This window comes from Micromonospora sp. NPDC049679 (genome assembly GCF_040659735.1).
Taxonomy (GTDB): Bacteria; Actinomycetota; Actinomycetes; order Mycobacteriales; family Micromonosporaceae; genus Micromonospora_I.
The window spans coordinates 79,201-99,869 of record NZ_JBFANZ010000009.1; the positions used below are offsets into that span (position 1 = coordinate 79,201).

At 71.5% G+C, this 20,669-nt stretch carries 26 protein-coding genes; 17 read left to right on the forward strand and 9 right to left on the reverse strand.

All coding sequences use genetic code 11. From position 1 onward, the window contains the following. Positions 1-10: 10 nt before the first annotated feature. Together AB0J06_RS08555 and AB0J06_RS08560 are read right to left on the reverse strand one after the other, a co-directional pair. Positions 11-1,096: an Rv2578c family radical SAM protein gene (locus AB0J06_RS08555; RefSeq protein WP_357426123.1), complete on the reverse strand. Its 1,086-nt coding sequence runs from the start codon at positions 1,094-1,096 to the stop codon at positions 11-13. A 65-nt stretch (positions 1,097-1,161) separates the two neighbouring features. Then, positions 1,162-2,184 carry a LacI family DNA-binding transcriptional regulator gene (locus tag AB0J06_RS08560; RefSeq protein ID WP_357426125.1) on the reverse strand — a complete coding sequence of 341 codons (1,023 nt, stop codon included), beginning with the start codon at positions 2,182-2,184 and terminating at the stop codon, positions 1,162-1,164. Between the two features lie 154 nt (positions 2,185-2,338). Between AB0J06_RS08560 and AB0J06_RS08565 the strand changes: the two genes are divergently transcribed. Genes AB0J06_RS08565 through AB0J06_RS08575 form a run of 3 tightly spaced genes read left to right on the forward strand, consistent with a single transcriptional unit; the run spans position 2,339 to position 5,453 of the window. Next, positions 2,339-3,490, forward strand: a complete 1,152-nt coding sequence (locus AB0J06_RS08565) for a Gfo/Idh/MocA family oxidoreductase (RefSeq protein WP_357426127.1) — start codon at positions 2,339-2,341, stop codon at positions 3,488-3,490. Between the two features lie 32 nt (positions 3,491-3,522). Further along, positions 3,523-4,638: a dihydrodipicolinate synthase family protein gene (locus AB0J06_RS08570; protein ID WP_357426255.1), complete on the forward strand. Its 1,116-nt coding sequence runs from the start codon at positions 3,523-3,525 to the stop codon at positions 4,636-4,638. Between the two features lie 11 nt (positions 4,639-4,649). Then, positions 4,650-5,453 (forward strand): sugar phosphate isomerase/epimerase family protein, encoded by an 804-nt coding sequence (locus AB0J06_RS08575; RefSeq protein ID WP_357426129.1) that lies wholly within the window; start codon positions 4,650-4,652, stop codon positions 5,451-5,453. Positions 5,454-5,544: 91 nt separating this feature from the next. On the opposite strand, the gene trxA is transcribed toward AB0J06_RS08575, so the two are convergent. Further along, positions 5,545-5,907 (reverse strand): thioredoxin, encoded by a 363-nt coding sequence (trxA, locus tag AB0J06_RS08580; protein ID WP_357426131.1) that lies wholly within the window; start codon positions 5,905-5,907, stop codon positions 5,545-5,547. 565 nt (positions 5,908-6,472) lie between these two features. Between trxA and AB0J06_RS08585 the strand changes: the two genes are divergently transcribed. The 12 genes from AB0J06_RS08585 (at position 6,473) to AB0J06_RS08640 (ending at position 16,254) form a co-directional block, all read left to right on the forward strand. Then, positions 6,473-6,991: a MaoC family dehydratase gene (locus AB0J06_RS08585; RefSeq protein WP_357426257.1), complete on the forward strand. Its 519-nt coding sequence runs from the start codon at positions 6,473-6,475 to the stop codon at positions 6,989-6,991. 109 nt (positions 6,992-7,100) lie between these two features. Then, on the forward strand, positions 7,101-7,634 hold the full coding sequence (locus tag AB0J06_RS08590; protein WP_357426133.1) for a hypothetical protein: 534 nt from the start codon (positions 7,101-7,103) through the stop codon (positions 7,632-7,634). Between the two features lie 114 nt (positions 7,635-7,748). Then, positions 7,749-8,372, forward strand: a complete 624-nt coding sequence (locus AB0J06_RS08595; RefSeq protein WP_357426135.1) for an RNA methyltransferase — start codon at positions 7,749-7,751, stop codon at positions 8,370-8,372. A gap of 123 nt (positions 8,373-8,495) precedes the next feature. After that, entirely contained in the window at positions 8,496-9,182 is a 687-nt protein-coding gene (locus tag AB0J06_RS08600) for a DUF6758 family protein (protein ID WP_357426259.1), read from the forward strand. Between the two features lie 104 nt (positions 9,183-9,286). Then, complete coding sequence (locus tag AB0J06_RS08605) at positions 9,287-9,445, forward strand: hypothetical protein (RefSeq protein WP_175543471.1); 159 nt, start codon at positions 9,287-9,289, stop codon at positions 9,443-9,445. 6 nt (positions 9,446-9,451) lie between these two features. After that, positions 9,452-10,327 (forward strand): PH domain-containing protein, encoded by an 876-nt coding sequence (locus tag AB0J06_RS08610; RefSeq protein ID WP_357426137.1) that lies wholly within the window; start codon positions 9,452-9,454, stop codon positions 10,325-10,327. Positions 10,328-10,434: 107 nt separating this feature from the next. Continuing rightward, positions 10,435-11,124: a SigE family RNA polymerase sigma factor gene (locus AB0J06_RS08615; RefSeq protein ID WP_357426139.1), complete on the forward strand. Its 690-nt coding sequence runs from the start codon at positions 10,435-10,437 to the stop codon at positions 11,122-11,124. Continuing rightward, positions 11,121-12,296: a hypothetical protein gene (locus AB0J06_RS08620; RefSeq protein ID WP_357426141.1), complete on the forward strand. Its 1,176-nt coding sequence runs from the start codon at positions 11,121-11,123 to the stop codon at positions 12,294-12,296. The genes AB0J06_RS08615 and AB0J06_RS08620 overlap by 4 nt, the downstream gene beginning before the upstream one ends. 59 nt (positions 12,297-12,355) lie before the next feature. Further along, complete coding sequence (locus AB0J06_RS08625) at positions 12,356-13,651, forward strand: hypothetical protein (protein ID WP_357426143.1); 1,296 nt, start codon at positions 12,356-12,358, stop codon at positions 13,649-13,651. Positions 13,652-13,685: 34 nt separating this feature from the next. After that, positions 13,686-14,570 (forward strand): PHP domain-containing protein, encoded by an 885-nt coding sequence (locus tag AB0J06_RS08630; protein ID WP_357426145.1) that lies wholly within the window; start codon positions 13,686-13,688, stop codon positions 14,568-14,570. Between the two features lie 74 nt (positions 14,571-14,644). Next, the gene (locus tag AB0J06_RS08635; RefSeq protein ID WP_357426147.1) at positions 14,645-15,259 is read left to right on the forward strand and encodes a MarC family protein; all 615 of its coding nucleotides are present in this window, start codon (positions 14,645-14,647) and stop codon (positions 15,257-15,259) included. A gap of 149 nt (positions 15,260-15,408) precedes the next feature. Continuing rightward, on the forward strand, positions 15,409-16,254 hold the full coding sequence (locus tag AB0J06_RS08640; RefSeq protein WP_357426261.1) for a PD-(D/E)XK nuclease family protein: 846 nt from the start codon (positions 15,409-15,411) through the stop codon (positions 16,252-16,254). Between the two features lie 72 nt (positions 16,255-16,326). On the opposite strand, the gene AB0J06_RS08645 is transcribed toward AB0J06_RS08640, so the two are convergent. Both AB0J06_RS08645 and AB0J06_RS08650 read right to left on the reverse strand, forming a co-directional pair. Continuing rightward, on the reverse strand, positions 16,327-17,196 hold the full coding sequence (locus tag AB0J06_RS08645; protein ID WP_357426149.1) for an oxygenase MpaB family protein: 870 nt from the start codon (positions 17,194-17,196) through the stop codon (positions 16,327-16,329). 43 nt (positions 17,197-17,239) lie between these two features. Further along, positions 17,240-17,665: a Fur family transcriptional regulator gene (locus AB0J06_RS08650; RefSeq protein ID WP_357426151.1), complete on the reverse strand. Its 426-nt coding sequence runs from the start codon at positions 17,663-17,665 to the stop codon at positions 17,240-17,242. A gap of 222 nt (positions 17,666-17,887) precedes the next feature. Between AB0J06_RS08650 and AB0J06_RS08655 the strand changes: the two genes are divergently transcribed. Further along, positions 17,888-18,367: a DUF2231 domain-containing protein gene (locus AB0J06_RS08655; protein WP_357426153.1), complete on the forward strand. Its 480-nt coding sequence runs from the start codon at positions 17,888-17,890 to the stop codon at positions 18,365-18,367. A 9-nt stretch (positions 18,368-18,376) separates the two neighbouring features. Here AB0J06_RS08655 and AB0J06_RS08660 read toward each other — a convergent pair whose 3' ends face one another. Further along, complete coding sequence (locus tag AB0J06_RS08660; protein WP_357426155.1) at positions 18,377-18,697, reverse strand: translation initiation factor 2; 321 nt, start codon at positions 18,695-18,697, stop codon at positions 18,377-18,379. Positions 18,698-18,784: 87 nt separating this feature from the next. Between AB0J06_RS08660 and AB0J06_RS08665 the strand changes: the two genes are divergently transcribed. Next, a complete protein-coding gene (locus AB0J06_RS08665) occupies positions 18,785-18,964 on the forward strand; it encodes a hypothetical protein (protein WP_357426263.1) in 180 nt (59 codons plus the stop codon). On the opposite strand, the gene AB0J06_RS08670 is transcribed toward AB0J06_RS08665, so the two are convergent. From AB0J06_RS08670 to AB0J06_RS08680, 3 genes are all read right to left on the reverse strand, one after another. Next, on the reverse strand, positions 18,961-19,449 hold the full coding sequence (locus tag AB0J06_RS08670; RefSeq protein WP_357426157.1) for a flagellar biosynthesis protein FlgA: 489 nt from the start codon (positions 19,447-19,449) through the stop codon (positions 18,961-18,963). The two genes, AB0J06_RS08665 and AB0J06_RS08670, sit on opposite strands and share 4 nt — an antisense overlap. Positions 19,450-19,600: 151 nt before the next feature. Next, complete coding sequence (locus AB0J06_RS08675; protein ID WP_357426159.1) at positions 19,601-19,945, reverse strand: FmdB family zinc ribbon protein; 345 nt, start codon at positions 19,943-19,945, stop codon at positions 19,601-19,603. A gap of 106 nt (positions 19,946-20,051) precedes the next feature. Continuing rightward, positions 20,052-20,666, reverse strand: coding sequence for a 5-formyltetrahydrofolate cyclo-ligase (locus AB0J06_RS08680; protein WP_357426161.1), 615 nt, complete (start codon positions 20,664-20,666; stop codon positions 20,052-20,054). Positions 20,667-20,669: the final 3 nt, after the last annotated feature.

The following is a 20,669-nucleotide window of genomic DNA, read 5'->3' on the forward strand; positions in this document are numbered from 1 at the left end:
GAGCGGACGCCTAGAGCAGGGTCAACTGCTCGCCGCCCGGATCCGGTGCCCGGGCGGGACGGGTGCGCAGGGTGCGCGACTCCTCCGGCGAGGTCGGCACCTGACGCGTCTCGCCCGGCTCGGCGCGGTGCAGTCCGTGCCGCCGACTTGCCATCCGCACCCGCGCCACGATCTCCCGCTGGTAGCTCTGGGGCAGGTAGGAGCCGTCGCGGTAGAGCTCGCGATAGTGGGGCACCAGCCGCGGGAACTCCCGGCCGAGCCACGCGGCGTACCACTCGCGGGCGCCGGGGCGCAGGTGCAGGGGGAGCGGCGTGACGCTCACGGCGCCGGCGGCGGCGATCGACGCGACCGTCTCCTCGATGGACTCGTCGGTGTCGGTGAGCCCGGGCAGGATCGGCGCCATCAGCACGCCGACTGAGAACCCGGCGTCGGTGAGGGTGCGGACCGCATCGAGGCGTCGACGCGGACTCGGCGTGCCGGCTTCGACCGACCGCCACATCGCCTCGTCGAGGAAGCCGACGGAGAACGAGATCCCGACCCGCGTGACCTCGGCAGCCTGGCGGAGCAGCTCCAGGTCGCGCAGGATCAGCGTGCCCTTGGTCAGGATCGAGAAGGGGTTGGCGAAGTCGCGGAGCGCCGCGATGATCTGCGGCATCAGCTTGTAGCGGCCCTCGGCGCGCTGGTAGCAGTCGACGTTGGTGCCCATCGCGATGTGGGCGCCGCGCCATTTCGGCGCGGCGAGCTCGCGCCGCACCAGCTCACCGGCGTTGACCTTGACGATCACCTTGCTGTCGAAGTCGAGCCCGGCGTCCAGGTCGAGGTAGGTGTGGGTGTTGCGCGCGAAACAATAATTGCATTTATGGGAACAACCCCTATAAGGGTTAATAGTCCACTCAAAAGGGACACGTGACGCGCCAGGCACGCGGTTGATGATCGATTTTGCCTGTACCTCGTAGAACGTCATCCCGGCGAAGCCGGGGGTGTCGAAGGTGCGTGTGACGGCTCCGGGCAGCGCCAGCGGCAGGGGTGGTGCCGCTGGCGCTGCCTCCGGGGGGAGGCTGGGGTCGGGGGGAGCCGACAAGTTGTCCCAGCGCATGGCCACTATTCGAACACGCGTACGAGTAATCCGCAACGACGACACGCCGCGACGTGCCGATCGGGTCAGCGCGGGAGCGGACCGGTGCTCTCCCGGCGGACGAGTTCCGCCCCGACCTCCTCGATGCGCGGCTCTCGTCCGTCCACCGGCTCCTGCAGTGCCAGCGTCATCGCCCGGGCGCCCATGTCGGCCAGCGGCAGGCGGACGGTGGTGAGCGCGGGAGTGACGTCGCGGGCCACCGGCATGTCGTCGAAGCCGGTGACGCTGATCTGGCCCGGAACGTCGATGCCCCGGGCCCGGAGCAGCGCCAGCACGCCGATGGCCATGGGGTCGTTGAGCGCGGCGATCGCCGTGATCTCCGGTGCGGCGTCGAGCAGCGTGGCCGCCGCGGACGCCCCACCGTCGCGGTCGAAGTCGCCGTACGCGACCCGGCGGGCGGGGAGCTTCTGCCCGTGCTCGCGCGCGGCGCGGCGCAGGCCGGCAATCCGATCGGTGGTCGTGGTGAGCAGCTTCGGTCCGGCGACGACCCCGATCTCGGTGTGGCCGAGCGCGTAGAGCTCGGCGCCGAGCAGGTAACCACCCATCTCGTTGTCCGGCACGACCGCGTCGCCGGCGTGGTCGTGGCGTCCGATCACCACGGCCCGGCCGCCGGTGCTCTCGTAGGCCCGCAGCTTGCTGTTCATCGTCTCGGTGAACTTCTCGTCGTGGTAGCCGGAGCCGGCCAGCACGATCGCGGCCACCTGGTGGGCGCGGAGCAGCTCGACGTACTGCAGCTCCTTCTCCGGGTCGCGGTAGCTGTTGCAGATGATCACCAGGCGCTCGTTCTCCGTCGCGACGCGCTGGAGCCCTCGCGTGATCTCGGCGAAGTACGGGTCGGAGACGTCGTGCACGACCACGCCGACCGCGCTGCGATGCGAGCGGGCGAGGAGTTGAGCGTGCGCGTTCGGCACGTACTGCAGCTCCTCCACGGCGGCCAGCACGCGCTCGCGGAGCGCCTCGGTGACCGGTTTACTGCTGCCGTTGATGATGCGCGAGGCGGTCGCGGGTGAGACGCCTGCCCGCCGCGCGACGTCGGCCAAGGTGGCCATGCGGTCCAGCCTTTCCCCGGCGGCCCGGAGCCGGTTGCCCGTGAGAATAGCGTGACACGCGTCGTTATAGAGGAAAGCCCTTGCCGAAGCTGCCCCCCGGCCAGTAACGTCCCGGGGAAAGCGCTTACCTGACGAGGCCTGAGGAGGCAGCGGAATGGCCCGTACGACCATCGGGATCGTGCTCAACGGGGTGACCGGACGCATGGGTTACCGCCAGCACCTGGTCCGGTCCCTGCTCGCCATCCGGGAGCAGGGCGGTCTGCCCCTGCGTGACGGCACCCGGCTCTGGCCGGAGCTGATCCTGGTCGGACGGAACGAGACGAAGCTCCGCGAGATCGCCGAGCGGCACGGCCTCACCGAGTGGACGACCGACCTCGCCGCGGCACTGGCCCGGCCGGACGTGCAGATCTATTTCGACGCCCAGGTCACCGCCCAGCGCGAGAAGGCGCTCCGGCTGGCGATCGAGGCGGGCAAGCACATCTACACCGAGAAGCCGACCGCCGAGGACCTCTCCGGCGCCGTCGAACTCGCCAAGCTGGCCGACAGCGCGGGCATCAAGCACGGAGTCGTGCAGGACAAGCTCTTCCTTCCCGGTCTGCGCAAACTGGACCGCCTCGTCAAGGGCGGGTTCTTCGGCAAGATCCTGTCGATCCGCGGCGAGTTCGGCTACTGGGTGTTCGAAGGGGACTGGCAGCCGGCGCAGCGTCCCTCCTGGAACTACCGCACCGCCGACGGCGGCGGCATCGTCGTCGACATGTTCCCGCACTGGCACTACGTGCTGGAGCAGATCTTCGGCAGGGTCAACGCGGTGACCGCGCACGTCTCGACGCACATCGACAAGCGGTGGGACGAGAACGGCGAGCCCTACGAGGCGACGGCGGACGACGCGGCATACGGGATCTTCGAGCTCTCCGGCGGCGTGGTCGCCCAGATCAACTCGTCCTGGACCGTCCGGGTCTACCGGGACGAGCTGGTCGAGTTCCAGGTGGACGGCACCGAGGGCAGCGCCGTCGCGGGGCTGCGCAACTGCCGCATCCAGCACCGCTCGACCACCCCGAAGCCGGTCTGGAACCCCGACCTGCCCGCCACGGAGGACTTCCGGTCGCAGTGGCAGGTCGTGCCGGACAACGACGAGTTCGACAACGGCTTCAAGGCGCAGTGGGAGCTCTTCCTGCGTCACGTGGTCGAGGACGAGCCGTACACCTGGGACCTGTGGGCCGGCGCGCGTGGCGTGCAGCTCGCCGAGCTGGGCCTGCAGTCCGCCCGTGACGGTCGGCGCATCGAGATCCCCGAGCTGGAATCGTGACGTCCTCCGTCAACCTGCCCGACGGCCGCTTCATCTTCAGCGGCGCGGGCCGGGAGTTCGCCGTCGCCGGGGCGGGCTTCACCTCCCGGACCGCGTACGCGGCCGCGCACGTGGTGGCCGACCCGACTGCCGACAACGTGCCGGGTGCCCCCGCCGAGCTCGACTGGGAGGCGACGCTCGCGTTCCGGCGCCACCTGTGGAAGCACGGCTTCGGGGTGGCCGAGGCGATGGATACCGCGCAGCGGGGCATGGGGCTGGACTACGCCACGACCCGCGAGCTCGTGCGGCGCAGCGCCTGCGAGGCGCGTGACGTCGGCGGGAAGATCGTCGCCGGCGTCGTCACCGATCAGCTGCCGCAAGGGCCGGCCTCCCTCGACGACGTGCGCAAGGCCTACGCCGAGCAGCTCGACGACGTGCAGGAGGCGGGCGCGCAGCCCGTACTCATGTGCAGCCGGCACCTGGCCGCGGCGGCCGGGTCGGCCGACGACTACCTGGCGGTCTACGGCGAGCTGCTGCGCCAGGCGGACTCGCCGGTGGTGCTGCACTGGCTCGGGTCGATGTTCGACCCGGCGCTCGCCGGCTACTGGGGCACCTCCGACCTGGACGCGGCGACCGAGACGGTGCTGACGCTGATCGGCGAGCACGCGCCGAAAATCGACGGCATCAAGGTTTCGCTGCTCGATGAGGAGTTCGAGGTGGCGCTGCGCCGGCGGCTGCCGGCGGGGGTGCGGCTCTACACGGGCGACGACTTCAACTATCCGGCGCTGATCCGCGGCGACGACCGGGGGCACTCGGAGGCGCTGCTCGGCATCTTCGCCGCGATCGCGCCGGCGGCCGCGGCGGCGCTGCGGGCGTTGGACGCCGGCGATCTGGCGACGTACGACCGGATCTTCGCGCCGACCGTGCCGCTGTCGCGTCACATCTTCGGCACGCCGACCTACTACTACAAGACCGGCATCGTGTTCCTGGCCTGGCTGGCCGGGCATCAGGACCACTTCACCATGGTCGGCGGTCTGCACAGCGGCCGGTCGCCGTGGCATCTGATCGAGCTTTTCCGACTCGCCGACGCCGCCGGGCTGCTGCCCGACGCCGAGTTGGCGGCGCACCGGGCACGGGCCTGGCTGACGACGGTGGGGGTGACCCAGTGACGGGTGACGGCATGCGCAGGTTCTCGCTCAACCAGGCGACCACGAAGTACTGGCCGATGGAAGACCTGGTTGCGGGCTGCGTGGACGCCGGGGTGACCGGGGTCGGGCTGTGGCGGGAGGAGACCGCCGCCTACGGCCTGGAGAAGACCGCGGCGCTCGTGCGCGACGCCGGGCTCGCGGTCACGTCGCTGTGCCGCGGTGGCTTCTTCAACAGCCCCGACTGGTACGACGAGAACCGGCGCGCCATCGACGAGGCGGCCACGCTCGGCGCCCCGGCGCTCGTGCTCGTCTCGGGTGGCCTGCCGCAGGGGAGCCGCGACATCGACGGGGCGCGGGCCCAGGTCGGTGCGGCGATCGGTGAGCTGGTGCCGCACGCGCTGAGCGCGGGTGTGCAGTTGGCGATCGAGCCGCTGCATCCGATGTTCGCTTCCGACCGGTGCGTCGTGGCGAGTCTGGGGCAGGCGCTGGACCTGGCGGCGCCGTACCCGTCGGAGGCGGTCGGCGTGGTGGTTGACACCTACCACGTGTGGTGGGACGACCAGGTATGGACGCAGATCGAGCGGGCCGGTCGGGAGAAGCGGATCGCGTGCTTCCAGGTCGCCGACTGGATCACTCCGCTGCCCGAGGGCGTCCTGCTCGGACGCGGCCTGCCGGGCGCGGGCTCGGTGGAGCTGCGTCGGTTCCGCGAGGCGGTCGACGCGACGGGCTTCGAGGGTCCGGTCGAGGTGGAGGTTTTCCACGCCGACGTGTGGGCCCGGCCGGGACGCGAGGTGCTGGACGCGGCGCTCGCCGGATACCGGGAGCACGTCGCCTGACCTGCGCGACGCAGCGGTGACACGGCTCCGGCCGGATACCTCCGGCCGGAGCCGTGCGCCGTGGTGGTGCGCCGGATCGGATCGGCCCAGCTCAGTGGTTGTGGGCGGCGAGCTGCTTGCGCACGTCATCCATGTCCAGCCCGCGCACCTGCTCGATCAGCGACTCGAGCGCCGACTCGGGCAGGGCTCCGGGCTGCGCGAACACGATCACGCCGTCGCGGATGGCCATGATCGTCGGAATCGACCGGATGTCGAACTTGGCGGCGATCTCCTGCTGAGCCTCGGTGTCGAGCTTGCCGAACACGATGTCCGTGTGCTTCTCGGAGGAACGCTCGTAAACCGGGGCGAACCGCAGGCACGGGCCGCACCAGCTCGCCCAGAAGTCGACCAGGACGATCCCCTCCTCGCTCGTCTTCGAGTCGAAGTTCGCCGTGGTCAGTTCAACGGTCGCCATTGATCTCTCCGATCGCAAGATTGGCTTACGCCACCAAGAACCCATCCGTACCGTCAGGCATTCCCGGCGGTCGCCGGCTGAAACGCCGCCCGCGTGGTATCCGGGTCGGCGCGGTATCGACGGCGATGGTTCGACCCTCGGCGGCGCGGAGTGTCGGATTACGGCGGACGCAGTGACCGCAAGTAATGGGAGCGTTTCCAAAGCGGGCCGGATCGGCGCCGGGAGGAGTTTCCCGAGCTCCGCCTGAAGAGGGCAAACATCGGCGACGATGATCACGTGGGGGAAGTTGTCCTCTTACGGGCCGTGACGTAACAAAATGGTAACTGTGGCCCCGGTCTCCGGTCGCGCTCTTTCCACCGCTCCGGCCGTCCGGCAGAATCATGGTCAATAAAGCGTGGGCGGCGGGTGCCGGGGAGGGCCCCGCCGCTCATTGCGTCCGGCCCCGTTTTCGGGCCTGCCGCGGCGCCCGTGTGGCGAATCCGGGCCGATCGAACCCCGCCGTCATCCTTAACCCTCGGTAAGGCATGCTGTGCCCTACTTCATCGCCGCCTCCGAGGAGTTCACGATGCAGTTCGGCCGGTACTACGAAGAGTTCGAGGTCGGCGCGGTCTACCGGCACTGGCCGGGTAAGACCGTGACGGAATACGACGACCACCTCTTCTGCCTGCTCACCATGAACCACCACCCGTTGCACATGGACGCGCATTACGCCGAGTCCACCACCCAGTTCAAGCGCAACGTCGTGGTCGGCAACTACATCTACTCGCTGCTCCTGGGCATGTCCGTGCCGGACGTCAGCGGCAAGGCGATCGCCAATCTTGAGGTCGAGTCGCTGCGCCACGTGGCGCCGACCTTCCACGGCGACACCATCTACGGCGAGACCACGGTGTTGGACAAGCGAGAGTCGGGCTCGAAGCCCGACCGCGGGATCGTGGCGGTCGAGACCAAGGGCTACAAGCAGGACGGCACGATGGTGTGTGTCTTCCGGCGCCGGGTAATGGTTCCGAAGCGGGAGTACGCGGCCGCGGCGGTGCCGGAGGGCGTCGACCCCGAGCGGCCGAGCTTTCCCGAGCCGCGGGCCTGAATCGATCCGGTCGGACGGTGGGGTTCGTGTGCGCCGCCGAAGAGGGATGCAAGGATCACAAGCGGCGCAGTGGTGGAAAGTGGGCATATGCTCGCTTCGGGAGGTCGCTATGCCGCGTCGTTCTTCCTCGGGAGACCCGCCCGGCGCCGGCCGGGCCCTCGGCCAACTGTCCATACCGGCGTTCTCGGCCCCGGAATGGGAACTGCTGACCCGACTGCCCGGACGGGTGATCGTGGTGGCCACCTCGATCGAGGTTGACCGTCCCCGGCGAACTGTCGCCGAAGGGCTCGCCGGGCTCGCGGCGATCGCGGCCGGGCGTGCCTTCGACAGCGACCTGGTGCGCGCAGTCGTCGCCAGCATCTACACCGAGTCCGATGAGGACCGCCCGGTGAACGGGCGGGCTGTCGACCCGGACGTCGATCTCGCCGCGCTGCTCACGAGCTGCCGGCAGGCGGTCCGCGTGCTCGTCGAGCGGGCCGACCCGGCCGACTCCGCGGCGTACCGGCAGTGGGTGCAGTGCGTCGCGGCCCGCGGCTTCGACGCCGGCCGTCCCCGCGCGCTTCCCCCGTTCGGCGTCGCCCAGTTGGCCGCCGCCGAACGGCAGTTCCTCAACGATCTGGGTATCGCGCTCGCGCTGGCCTGACGCCCGACCGCGCCACGCCGCACCGCTCGTCCCGCCGCCGCCCCAGGCGACAGTCGTCCCGCTGCCCCTGCCGCCCGGCAACGGTCCGCCGCCGCGCCGTACCCTCTGCAGATCGTGGAGGGTGACCAGGTGGACGTCGGTGTCGGACCATGGCCGGGTCCGTGGCCGGACGACCCTCGCTACGACCCGGACCTGCTCGACCAGGGCGACCGCCGCAACGTGGTGGACCGTTACCGCTACTGGCGGCGGGAGGCGGTCGTGGCCGACCTCGACGAGCGCCGCCACGAGTTCCATGTCGCGATCGAGAACTGGCAGCACGACTTCAACATCGGCACTGTCGTCCGCAACGCGAACGCCTTTCTCGCCGCCGAGGTGCACATTGTGGGGCGGCGCCGCTGGAACCGGCGGGGCGCCATGGTGACGGACCGCTACCAGCACGTCCGGCACCACGAGGCGATCGAAGACTTCGTGACGTGGGCGCACCAGCACGCGTTGTCGGTGGTGGGCATCGACAATCTGCCCGGATCGCGCCCCATGGAGACGGTCGTCCTGCCGCGGCGCTGTGTGCTGCTCTTCGGGCAGGAGGGGCCCGGCCTGTCCGAGGCGGCCCGCGCCGCCTGCGACGCGCTCTTCTCCATCGCCCAGTACGGCTCCACCCGCTCCATCAACGCGGGGGTGGCCAGCGGAATCGCCATGCACGCCTGGATCCGCGCGCACGCGGGGCCCCCGCCGGGCTGAACCCCGCCGGGCTCGGTTTCCGCCGGCGGCTGTTGAGGCACCTGCGCCACGCGCGGCAGGTGACCGAAAAGGGCGGTTCGCTTGACTTGTGGCGAGTGGCGCAGCACCGTAGGTGGTGTGGGTGTGGCGACGAGTTGTCCACGTTGCGGCCGTGATGTTCGGCCGCCGGACCTGATGCATACCGACTGGCGCTGCGATGGCTGCGGTCCGGTGCCACCGCTGCACGCCGCCGAGCACATCGGACCCGAGATCGTCGACACCGTCGCCGCCCGGGTCGCCGCCGGACCGACCGGCCACGGCGGGCAACCCGTTCCTCTGTGGTGCCCGTGGCCGCCGCTGCCCGGCTGGACGATGACCGGTGTCGCCTGGGCCGGTGACGACCGCACCGGCGTACGGGCCACGGCGGCCACGTTCAGCGGCCCGGCGCCCCTCGGTGGCGGGCCCGCCGACCTGATGCTCGTGGCGGAGGAGCCCGGAGTCGGCCTGGGCATGCGCTTCGCCGGCATCGCGGGACCGGATCCGGGCGCTCTGCTCGCCGACGTGATGACGGACGCGACGGGTGGCGGCACGGGAGCACACGCGAAGATCAGGGCGGGCGGTCACCCCACTCCACTGTGGGCGGTGCAGTCACCGGTCGACCGCAGTGCCTATGCTGGAGAGGCTCGTGGGATGTGGCTCTATGCGATAGCGTGGCCAGCGAGCGCGGGCTATCTCCTCGCGGAGGACGTGATTTTGCACGATCTCTCCGAGTGGGTGCCGCCCGAGCTCGTGTACGGAGCGCCTTCTCCGTACCTGCACGGAAAAGCGTGAGCTCTTTTCCCGCGATGGGGTGACCACCGCAAGGTGTATGACTGTTATTCTGGTTCTGCCGTGACGATCGTCTCGGCGCGCCACACGGAGGGGGCTGGCCCGCAATGGTCAAGAAGATCCTCACCTGGGGCGGAATCGCCTTCCTGATATTTTTCATCGCGTTCCGGCCGGACTCGGCGGCCGACGTGTTCAAGTCGCTCGGCGCGGGCATCATGGACATAGCGCAAGGTTTCGGCGACTTCTTCACGAGCCTCGTCGCCTAGCCGTCGATGGGCAGCCCGTCCACGGAGCCTCCAGACCCAGACGAGGAATCCGCCCGTCGCCGAAGGCAGCGGGACACGGAGCCGATCCCTCGCCTGCAACCTGACGAGGGCCCGGGCTACGGCGACCGCCCCTCCTACTCGGACGGCCCGTCCTACTCCCGGACGGTTTACGGCGGCGATCAGGGCGGCGGCACCAACAAGGTGGACGAGGAGCCGATCCTCAGCTACGCCCCACCGGACATCTCGGCCGAAGAACTCGCCGGTCTGCAGATCGACTCATCCGGCAACATCGTCCGCCCGCGGCGTGTGCTCCCACTCGAGGACGAGCCGACGTCGCTGGTGGCCCGCTACCTCTTCCCGACCGAGCGGTTCCGGGGCGAGTGGAAGCGGCACTGGATCCATCTCACCACACCGCTGCTCGTTGGCATCTTCGCCACCTTTGTTCTCGGCTACCTCTCCGGTTACCTGGCCGGTCAGCAGGTCAGCGGGCTGACCACCGCCGTCGTCCTGATCTGGTTCGTGGTTCTGGGATGGGTGGCCTGGCGCATCGCCGACTGGTATTTCGACCGCTTCATCCTGAGCAATAAGCGGGTGATGGTGGTCAACGGCATTGTGACCCGCAAGGTCGCGATGATGCCGCTGCTGCGGGTCACCGACATGAAATACGAGCAGTCACCGCTCGGCCGGTTCCTCAACTACGGCACTTTCGTTCTTGAATCCGCTGGTCAGGACCAGGCATTGCGCGAGATCAAGCACCTGCCCAACCCCAACGAGCTCTACCTGCGGGTCGTCGAAGAGATGTACGAGCCGCAGGCGGTCGAGGCGCGCTTGGGCAAGGAAGAAGCCCAGCGCAAGAAGGAAGAAGAGGAAGACGGTTCGTGATGCTTGCTGTCCGATCATCGGACGACAAGTTGGACCCATCCACGATGTAGCTCGCATGCCGACTGTGAAAACGTTGCAATTGGCAAGCAGTCACGGGGAGGCGTCAAGTGGCGGCGACGCACACGATGGAGGAGGAGTTCCGCGAATTCGTCGCGGCCCGCTCCGCCGCCCTGCTGCGCACCGCCTACCTCCTCGCGGGTGACTGGGCCACCGCCGAGGACCTGCTGCAGACCGCCCTGACCAAGACCTACCTGGCCTGGAAACGGCTGGGCGAGATCGAGGCGGTGGAGCCGTACGCGCGCCGCGTGCTGGTCAACACGGCGACCAGTTGGTGGCGGCGGCGCTGGCACGGCGAGCGTCCGACCGAGGTCCTCCCCGAACGGGCGGCCCCCGACCGCATCGAGGAGCAACTCGAGCGCGACGCGCTGTGGCGGCACGTGAAGGCGCTGCCGGCCCGTCAGCGCGCCGTGCTGGTGCTGCGCTTCTACGAAGACCTGTCCGAGGCGCAGACCGCGGCGCTGCTCGACATCTCGCCCGGGACCGTCAAGAGCCAGACGTCCCGCGCCCTCAACACCCTGCGACAGCGGCTCCACGCCGAGGGCGGCGAACTGGGCCGCCGGCGTCAACAGCAACCGACCATCCCATCGCCGCGCCGGACCCCGGCACCGCGCACGATCGCGTCCCCGCCGCTACCGCAGCCCGCGGACCCGCTCCCACCACCTGCCGCCACACCCGCGCCGGCGCCTGCGGGCACATCCTCGCGGCCGGCGTACGCGGCGGCGATGGAAGAGCGGTGACCGTGCTCGAGGAGGCGATCCGGGAGGTCTTCACGTCCCGGGTCGAGTCGCCCCCGGTCGCCGACGACATCGCCGGGCGGGTGATCCGGCGCGGTCGGGCGCTGCGCCGTCGCCGCAGCGTCGGGTCCTCGGTGGCCGCGACGCTCGCGCTCGCCCTCACCCTGACCGGGTCCCTGTGGCTACGGGGCTGGTCGATGGCGGAGAACGCGCCGACCGCCGGGTTCGCGGCCGGCTTCGACGGCGGGCCCGACACGACCGCCCCGACGGGTGGCCTCCCCACCGGGCTGCTGCACAGCACGAGGATCGGACTCGACCTGCGGGTCGGTGATCGGCTCTGGACGGCGGACGGCCGGAAGCTGGCACTCGACGGGGTCGGCGAGATACGCCGCGTGTACCGCGTCCCGGCGGGCTGGGTCTACGCAGGAGCCACGGAGATCCGGCTCCTGCGCGAGGACGGCAGCTCGATCGGATTGACCACCGCTGCCTCGACCTGGATCGTCAGCCCGGACGGGGGTCGACTGGCCCTGGTCGCCGACACCGTGCTGCAGGTGGGCACGATCGGCCCCGCCGGCCTGACGCTCGCGGCCAAGGCCGCCGTACCCCTCGGGGCCGCGCCTGTCGCGTTCCTCGGCGAGCGCATCGTCATCGCGGGCCCGTCCGGGCAGTCGACCGGTTACGACTACCTGAACCCGGGCAAAACCTATAAGCCCACCTGGAACACCGAGGTGGCCGCGGTCTACGGGCCGCACCGCGACCGGGTCGTGGGTCTGGTCAGGCGCCCCGATCGGCAGGACACCTGCCTCGCCGCGATCGAGGCGAAGTCCGCCGGACTGCGGGTTGCCCGCACCGGCGCGTGTCTGCCCGATCTGCACCCGGCCGAGTCGGAGGGACTCCTGTCGCCCGACGGCGCCCGGCTCGTTGAGCCCGGTCGGGACGCCCTCACGCTGCTCGACGTCGACCGGGCACTCCTCGGCCAGCGCGTCGGCGTCGTCTGCCCGCTCCGCACCACCGTTCCGCCGGCCTGGGTCGACAGCGCGACCGTCATCGGCGCCGATGAACGCGGAGCGGTCAGGTGCGGCACCGACGGCACGCAGGAGATCGTTCCGGTGCCGTCCGACATCGGGGCGGGGTGGCGGCTCGTGCCGAGGCTGACCCCGGTCGCGGCCGGCTAGATCCTGCCACGGATCTTTGCGATGGCAACCTTCCGCCGCGGCAGCGGCGTCCATTCGTCGTGACGTCGCCCGAACTGGAAATGGCGCTACGGGAAACCCTGTCCCGCCAAGCCGGGCCGTCACGTGCGGTCCCCGATCTGGCCGGCCCGGCCATCCGCGCCGCCCGCCGGATCCGGCGACGCCGCTCGGCAGCCGCTGCGTCGGTGGTCGCGGTCGCTGTGGCCGCCGCGACCGTCAGCGGATGGCAGCTCGCCGGGTCCGCCGCTGACCGCGGCGCGCACGTGCCGGTCGTTGACGCGGCGCGCGCCGTCGCGCCTCCCGCGATGACGCCCACCCCGACCCCGACCCCGAGTGCCGAGCCGCTCGCCGCCGCCGGCCACCTCACGCCGCAGCCGCTCGCCGCCATCCGGACCCCCCCGGTCGACCTGGTCGTCGCCGCGCGTCTCGACACGACCGACGGGGAGCGGATGGATCTCTCCGTGCTCGGCACGGTGACGCAGGCGCGGCGGGGCGACGAGGGCTGGTTGGTGGTCGCCACGGCCCCCGCCGGCCGACCCGCGCTCTGGTTCGTCACTCCGGCCCACCCCCCGAAGCCGCTGCTCCCCACAGCGGACGCGGTGGCTCTCGCCCCCGACGGTCGGCACGTGAGCTGGCTGGCGACCGGCCGGACCTCCGTCGCCGCGGTGACCGCCGGCCGGCTGACCGGCATCCGGCAGACCCCGGTGCCCCCGCGCAGCCGACCGATCGGGTTCGTCGGTGACGGGGTCCTGCTGACCCGTCAGCTGTCCGGCGGGGAGATCGAGGGCTACGACATCTGGTGGCCGGAGCGCGGCCCGTACCAGCCGGCCTGGAACACGTCACTGATCGGCGTCTACGGCCCGCTGCCGGACGGGCGTACCGTGGTCGCCCAGGTCGCCGGGGAAGCCGGACGCCCGTGTCTGGCGCTGCTCGACGCGGATCGGGGACTGCCCGTGGTCAAGCGCGCCTGTGCGTTGCCGCTCGCCGCCGGTGGCCCCGGCACCGTCTCCCCGGACGGGCGCTGGCTGATGGCGAACAGTTCCCCGTCGACACCCGCCGGCGCAGCGACCGCCTTTCCGGCCCCGACGGCGCTGCTCGTCGAGTTGCCCACGGCGTTCCGACCGCGTCCCGCCTCGCGGAAGGCGGGCCCCCGGCTCACCGGCGCCGCCGTCTGGACCGACCCGGGCACGGTGATCCATCCGGGCGGTGCGGCGGAGTTGGTCCGGGTCAGCGCGGACCGGCTCGCCGACGGTGACCCGACCGCGGTGGAACGCGTTCCGGTGCCCGGCGCCCGTCCGGATGACCAGTTGATTGTCGTGCCCGGCGCGGCGGGCTGACCTGGCCGCACGTCCCGCGGGTAACGTGCGGACGATGTCCGTCCCGCCGTACCACCCCGCCGGATCGAGTCCCGCCCGCATCGATCTGCACGCCCACTCCACCGCGAGCGATGGCACTCTCACCCCGTCCGACCTGGTGGTCGCCGCGGTCGATGCCGGACTCGACGTCGTCGCGATCACTGATCACGACACCACCGCCGGGTGGGCGCCCGCGGTCGCCGCCCGGCCGGCGGGGCTCACCCTGGTGCGGGGCGCGGAGCTCTCCTGCCGGTGGTACGGGGTGGAGCCGTCGATCTCGCTGCACCTGCTCGCCTACCTCTTCGACCCGACCGAGCCGAGCCTCGTCGCGGAGCTGGCCCGGCTGCGGGCCGCCCGCGAGCTGCGCGCGGAGCGGATCGTGGATCGGCTGCGCGCCGACGGCGTCGACGTGACCTGGGACGAGGTGCTGCGCTACGCCGCCGGGGGGAGCGTGGGACGACCGCACATCGCGCAGGCGTTGATCCGCGCCGGCCTGGTCGCAACGACGACCGAGGCGTTCGCGCCGCACTGGCTCGGCGACCGCTACCGGTTGCCGAAGGACGACATGGACGTCTTCACCGCCGTACGCCTGGTGCGGGCCGCCGGAGGGGTGCCGGTCTTCGCGCACCCGCGGGCCAGCCGGCGCGGGCGGGTCGTGCCCGACGCGGTGATCGTGGAGCTCGCCGCGGTCGGGCTCTTCGGACTCGAAGCCGACCACGAGGACCATTCGCCGGACGAGCGCGCGCACGTGCGCGCGCTCGCGGCCGAGCTCGGGCTCGTGGTGACCGGCTCGTCGGACTTCCACGGCACGAACAAGACGGTGCGGCTCGGGGCGCACACGACCGCCCCGGAGGTATACGAGCGGATCGTGGCGGCCGCGTCCGGGGTACCGGCCGTGTGAACGCGGGTCCGGGTCAGCGCATCGCTTCCGGGACTTCCTGATCGGGTCCATGAAGTCCCGGATAGGTTGATTGTGTGGATCTGAAGCTGTTCGGCGAGGTCTTCGTCACGCTACTGGTCATCATGGATCCACCCGGGATGCTGCCGATCTTCGTCGCGCTCACCGGGTCGCTTCCGCCCCGCGACCGATACCGCGCTGCCTGGCAGGCGGTGGCGCTCGCGCTCGGGGTGATCGTGGTCTTCGCGGTGGCCGGGCAGACGCTCCTCGCCTACCTGCACATCAGTCTCCCCGCCCTGCAGGCCGCCGGCGGCCTCCTCCTCATCCTCATCGCGTTGGAGCTGTTGACGGGCAAGGCGGACGACCCCGGCCACCAGACCACGTCCAACATCGCTTTGGTGCCGCTCGGCACCCCACTGCTGGCCGGGCCGGGCGCCATCGTCGCGACGATGCTCTTCGTCCAGCGCGCGGACGGGCCCCCCTCCCAGCTGGCGATCGCCGCCGCCATCATCGCGGTGATGCTCGTGGTCTGGCTGGTGCTCCGCTTCTCCGGCGGCATCGTCAAGGTGCTCCGGCCCGGCGGCATCGAGGTGCTCACCCGCATCGCCGGTCTGCTGCTCGCGGCGATCGCGGTCCAGCTCATCGCCGACGCGGTGGGTGCCTTCGTGACCGCATACCTGCAGAAGGGCTGAATGAACCCGTCCGTCGCCAGGGGGCGGAGGCGGGGCACGGTCCTGTCGGACCCGGGTGGCAGGATCGGCCCGTGCCCAGGCCATCCTCCTCAGCCAACCGCGCCCCCCGACCCCGGGCCGACCAGCCCGAGCAGCTCGGCTTCGCGGGCATGCCGGAACGGCTCTTCGTCTGCACGCCCAGCAAGCTCGGCGCCTACGCCGACTGCCCGCGCCGCTACCGCTACTCGTACGTCGATCGCCCCACGCCCCCGAAGGGCCCGCCGTGGGCGCACAACTCGCTCGGCGCGAGCGTGCACACCGCCCTGCGCAACTGGTACGACCTGCCCGCCGAGCGTCGCCGCCCCGAGGCCCTGTCGACCCTTTTGAAGGCGACCTGGGTGCGCGAGGGCTACCGCGACACGGAGCAGGAGCGGGAGGCCTTCCGGCGCGCCCTGGACTGGCTGGGGTCGTATGTGGAGACGCTGGAGCCGGGCGACGACCCGCTCGGCGTCGAGCGGGTCGTCGCCGTCAAGACCGCGGTGCTGGCCTTCAACGGCCGGGCCGACCGGATCGACTCCCGCCCCGGACCCGATGGTCCGCAACTCGTCATCGTCGACTACAAGACGGGCCGCACCGGTCTCGACGCGGATGACGCCCGCGGATCGCAGGCGCTCGCGCTCTACGCGTACGCCGCGGAGCGGGTCTTCCGGCGCCCCTGCCGCCGGGTCGAGCTGCACCATCTGCCCACCGGCACCGTCGCCGCCCACGACCACACCGCCGAGTCGATCGCCCGGCAGGTCAGCCGCGCTGAGGACACCGCCCGCGACATCATGGCCGCGGAGCGCGCGGTGGCCGACGGCGGCGATCCCGATGCGGCCTTCGCGGCGACGCCGGGGACGCTCTGCGGCTGGTGCGACTACCGTCGCCACTGCCCCGCGGGCGCGGACGCCCCGACGAAGGAACCGTGGGCGTCGGTGGAGCGGACGCTGAGCCCGCAGCCCGCGATCGACGAATAGCCACCCGGCGGCGACGGTCAGGCGCCCGGTCGGCGACGGTCAGGCGCCCGGCGGCGACGGTCAGGCGCCCGGTCAGTCGCGTGCGGCGGCCACCGGGGCGTGGCGGGCGGCCCGTGCCATCGCCGCCTGATAGATCGGCCCCTCCACGAATCGGCGTGGAACCGCGTTGAGCGCGAGCCGCAGCGTGCGGACGGTCAGCGCCGCGGAGAGGTCGGTGGTGGGCAGGCCGGGGGAGCCGTACATCCGCCGGGCCCAGGGCGGCAGCAGGCCGAAGGCAGCGCCGGCGAGTCCGAGGTACGCGAACCGCGGCGGTCCCAGGTTGAGGGTGAGCCGCCACGGCAGGCTCAGCTTCCACGGCAGCGGCGGCGCGGTGAGGAAGAAACCGGTCTCTGCCGCGTCCCGGGTCATCCGCAGTTCCGGCCGGATCTCCCGGTAGTACTCCTCGACCTCGGCCGCCGTCCCCGGGACGGTTACCGGGTCCAGTCCGATCAGCGCCGCGACGCGTCGCTGCTCCGTGTAGTACGCGTCGACCTCGTCCCCGGTCAACGCCAGCCCCGCCCGGCGCGCGGTGGTCACGAACGACTCGACCTCGGCCACGTGCACCCACCGGAGCAGGTCGGGCTCGTCGATGCGGAACTCGTCGCCGGTACGCGGGTCGACCGCCCGCATCCGGGCGTGCCGCTTGCGGATGCGCTCCCCGGCCGCGCGCGCCTGTGCGGTGGTCCCGTAGATCGTGGTGGCCACGTAGGTCGAGGTGCGCACGAGCCGACCCCATGCGTCGGAGCGGAAGTTGGAGTTCTGCGCGACGCCGGCGACCGCCCGCGGATGAAGTGCCTGCAGGTAGAGGGAACGGAGACCGGCGACGATCAAAATCGGCTCGCTGTGCACCTTCCAGGTGACCGAGCCCGGTCCGAACAGCCCGAGGTCTTCCTCTGCGTCCATGCCACCAAGGTTGCCATGGTCCCCGGGCCACGGTGGCGGCGCATCACTCGTCGGCGCGGCGCTCCGCCTGGCAGGCCGGGCAGAGTCCCCAGAACGTCACCTCAGCCTCGTCGACGGTGAAGCCGTGGACGGCGTCGGGTTCGAGGCAGGGCGCCGCGCCGAGCGCGCAATCGATATCGGCGACCTCGCCGCAACCGCGGCAGACGACGTGGTGGTGGTTGTCGCCGGTGCGGGCCTCGTAGCGTGCGGGGCTGCCGGCCGGCTCGATGCGTCGGGCGAGACCGGCGCGGGAGAGGGCGCCGAGCACGTCGTAGACCGCCTGGGTGGAGACCGAGTCGAGTCGGTGACGCACCCGGGTGGCGATCTCGTCGACCTCGAGGTGTCCGCCGCCCGAGAGGACGCCGAGAACGGCGAGGCGTGGCCGGGTGACCCGCAGCCCCCGCGACCTCAGCAGTTCCTCGTCCGACACCCAGTCATCACAACACGCCGACCAATGCCCTTCAACCAGCAGTCGTGTCGGAGGTCGGGCCGAACACCACGGGCGTCTCGTCGATCGGTGCGCGTTTCTGTGCCGATCGGCTGAACCGGACCGATCTCAATTGCGTGTACCCGGTTGCGGGGGGCCGCTCGCTTGGGCCCCGCGCCATACCCTGGCGTGGCGGTTCAATGCTTCCCCTCGAGGAGGACGTCGATGTTCGACGAGTTCATGGGCATGCCGATGCATCCGCTGCTGGTGCATGGCGTGGTGGTCTTCGTGCCGTTGCTGGTACTGGCGGCGCTGGCCTACGCCCTGGTGCCGCGGGTGCGCGACCGCGTCGGCTGGGCCGCCGCGCTGCTCGCCATCGCGGCTCCGGTCTCGGCCTTCCTGGCCACGCAGTCGGGGGAGGCGCTGGAGCGCCGTCTGGTGGCGAAGGGTTATCAGGGCGAGGCTCTCGCGAAGATTCAACAGCACGCCGAGTACGGGGACATGACGTTCTGGTTCTCGCTGGGCCTTGCGGTCGCCACCGGACTGCTGCTCTGGGTCACGAGCGGCAGCCGCCGCGTGTCTGGCCTGCCGTCCTGGGTGGGCCTAGTACTGACCGTCGTGATCGTGGTGTTGGCCGTCGTCGCCAGCATCTACGTCTTCCTGGCCGGGGACTCCGGCGCGAAGATGTTGTGGAGCGAGGTCTGATCGCGGCGATCAGAAGAGCACCCGCGAGCAGAGCAGACAGACGACGACGAGCAGGACGGCGCCGGCGACCAGCCCCACGCCGTAGGTCAACGTCCGGGCGCTCTGCTCGTCGGCTTCCACGGCCGTCTCGTCCTGCGCCGGCAGTTGCCGCGGCGGCGGTGGTTGCATCACCACGGGTGGGCGCCAACCCGGTGGCGGGGGCGCGCTCGGCGGGGGTCCGGCGTACGAGTGATCGTCGCGCGGCGGGGCCGGTGGGCCGGGCGGGGCGTCGGGGCCGTCAGGCCGGCGCCAGAACCGGTCGTCCGTCGGCTCATCGCTGCGGGTCGTCACGCCGAACGACGCTACCAATTGCCGTGGACGGACCGGGCCGAGTGCCCGTGCCGGTCCGGCGCGGGTACGCTGCGGAGCGTGAACGGGGTGGATGGGGACCGGGCGCCGGGCGCGGCCGGGGACGATGACCGGACGGTCGACCTGAGCCACGACGGCCTCGGCCTGTTGCCGGAGCAGAGCTCGGACGACACGGACCGGGGTTGGGGTGAGAGCCCGTCCTCGAACGACGACCGGCTGCTCGCCGATCGTCCGCCGCACTGGGGCTAGCCCGTCTGTACGATCACCCCGAAACGGGTGTTTTCCGGCATTATGCTGGTCCTTCGTGCCGCCTCCGGCTTCATCGCCAGGTAGATCGCGGCACCGCCGGCCGCCTCCACGCCCGGCACCGCCAGCACCAGCGCGCCGGCGGCGACGACCAGCGGCTCGACCGGCGCGCGGCTGCCGGCACCGGGCAGAGCGAGCAGGTCCACCCGGTCGCCCGGCCTGACCACCGCGAGGGCGGCGGGCTCGGCCAACCGTACGGGCAGCCCGACCGAACCGGCGGGGAGTGGCCGACGGCCTCCGTCGGGGACGGGGGACGCGCCGGGGACCGCCGCGGGACAGGACGCGACCGGCTCCCGCGCGTACAGGACGCCTGCCGCGGTCGCCAACAGAGCCGCGACCAGCGCCACCCGTAACGCCGTCACCGGTCGGGGCAGGCGCGGTCGCCGCAGCGGGCCGAGCGGACCGTCCCGGACGTCGGGTGTCACCATCACGCCTCCCGTCGACAGCGCGGTGGCGTGCCTCGCATGCCTACCGGTGGCAGCAGGTTAAGCAGTGCCGGGCCGCGCGGCGGTATGCCGGCGGCCCGTCTGTGGATAACCCGGAGGCCTGTGGACAGCCGCCGCGGTAGGACTTGATCTGCTAGGAGGCGCTGCTCGAGGAGGAAGCGCCGGACGAGGCGGCGGGGGCGGCCGACTTCGGCTTGGAGCCGGAGTCGCCAGTCGAGCCGTTCGCCGCTGCCGGCTTCGCCGCGGGCTTGCTCTCGGCGGGCTTGCTCTCAACCGTCGAGGTGGCGCCGGACGAGCCGTTGGCGCGTGAGTCGGTGCGGTAGAAGCCCGAGCCCTTGAAGACGATGCCGACGGAGTTGAAGACCTTGCGTAGCTTCCCCTCGCACGCCGGGCACTCGGTCAGCGGCTCATCGGCGAAAGATTGCACCGCCTCGAGCTGATGGCCGCAGGCGGTGCAGGCGTACTGGTACGTGGGCACGGTCTCCTCCGAATCTTGCCAAGTGGTTGGCACTCGACGCATTCGAGTGCCAATGGTGCGTCATGAAACCCTCCCCCGTCCACCCGGGCAGCGATGGTCACACTCGTCAGGGCGACAGCGGACGCAGCCCACCGGGCATGATCACCGCCCGGACACGGTGGTCGTGGGCCTCCGCGGGTACGGTTTCGACCAGTTCGCCGTCGTGGAGCAACGCCACCGTGAGCACCCCGCGCCCGACCCGCGCCAGCGCCCGGTCGTACGACCCGCCGCCGCGGCCCAGCCGGACGCCGCGCCCGTCCACCGCCACCGCCGGAACGACGACAAGCTCGGCGTCCCCGATCGCGGCCGCTCCGAGCCGTGCGCCGGCGGGCTCGCGCAGGCCACGCCCGGCGGCGGGCAAGGGCGATCCCGGCACGTAGCCGGCCCAGTCCAGATCGAGATCGGATCGGAGCACCGGCAGCAGCACCCGCCCGCCCGGCCCGACCGCGGTCGCGAGCACGTCGGGCAGGTCGGGACCGCCCGGCTCGCTGCCGACCGGCGCGTATCCGGCGACGCAGCGCGGCGCGAAACGCCGTATGAGATCGGCCACCGCCACCTGGACCTGCGCGGCGGCGGCGGCGCGCGCCTCGGCCGGCAGCGCCCGGCGGCGGCGGAGGATATCGGCGCGGAGCCGCGCCTTCGCTGGTCGCGCGGCATGAGAATCATCGCGAAAATCCGACACGCA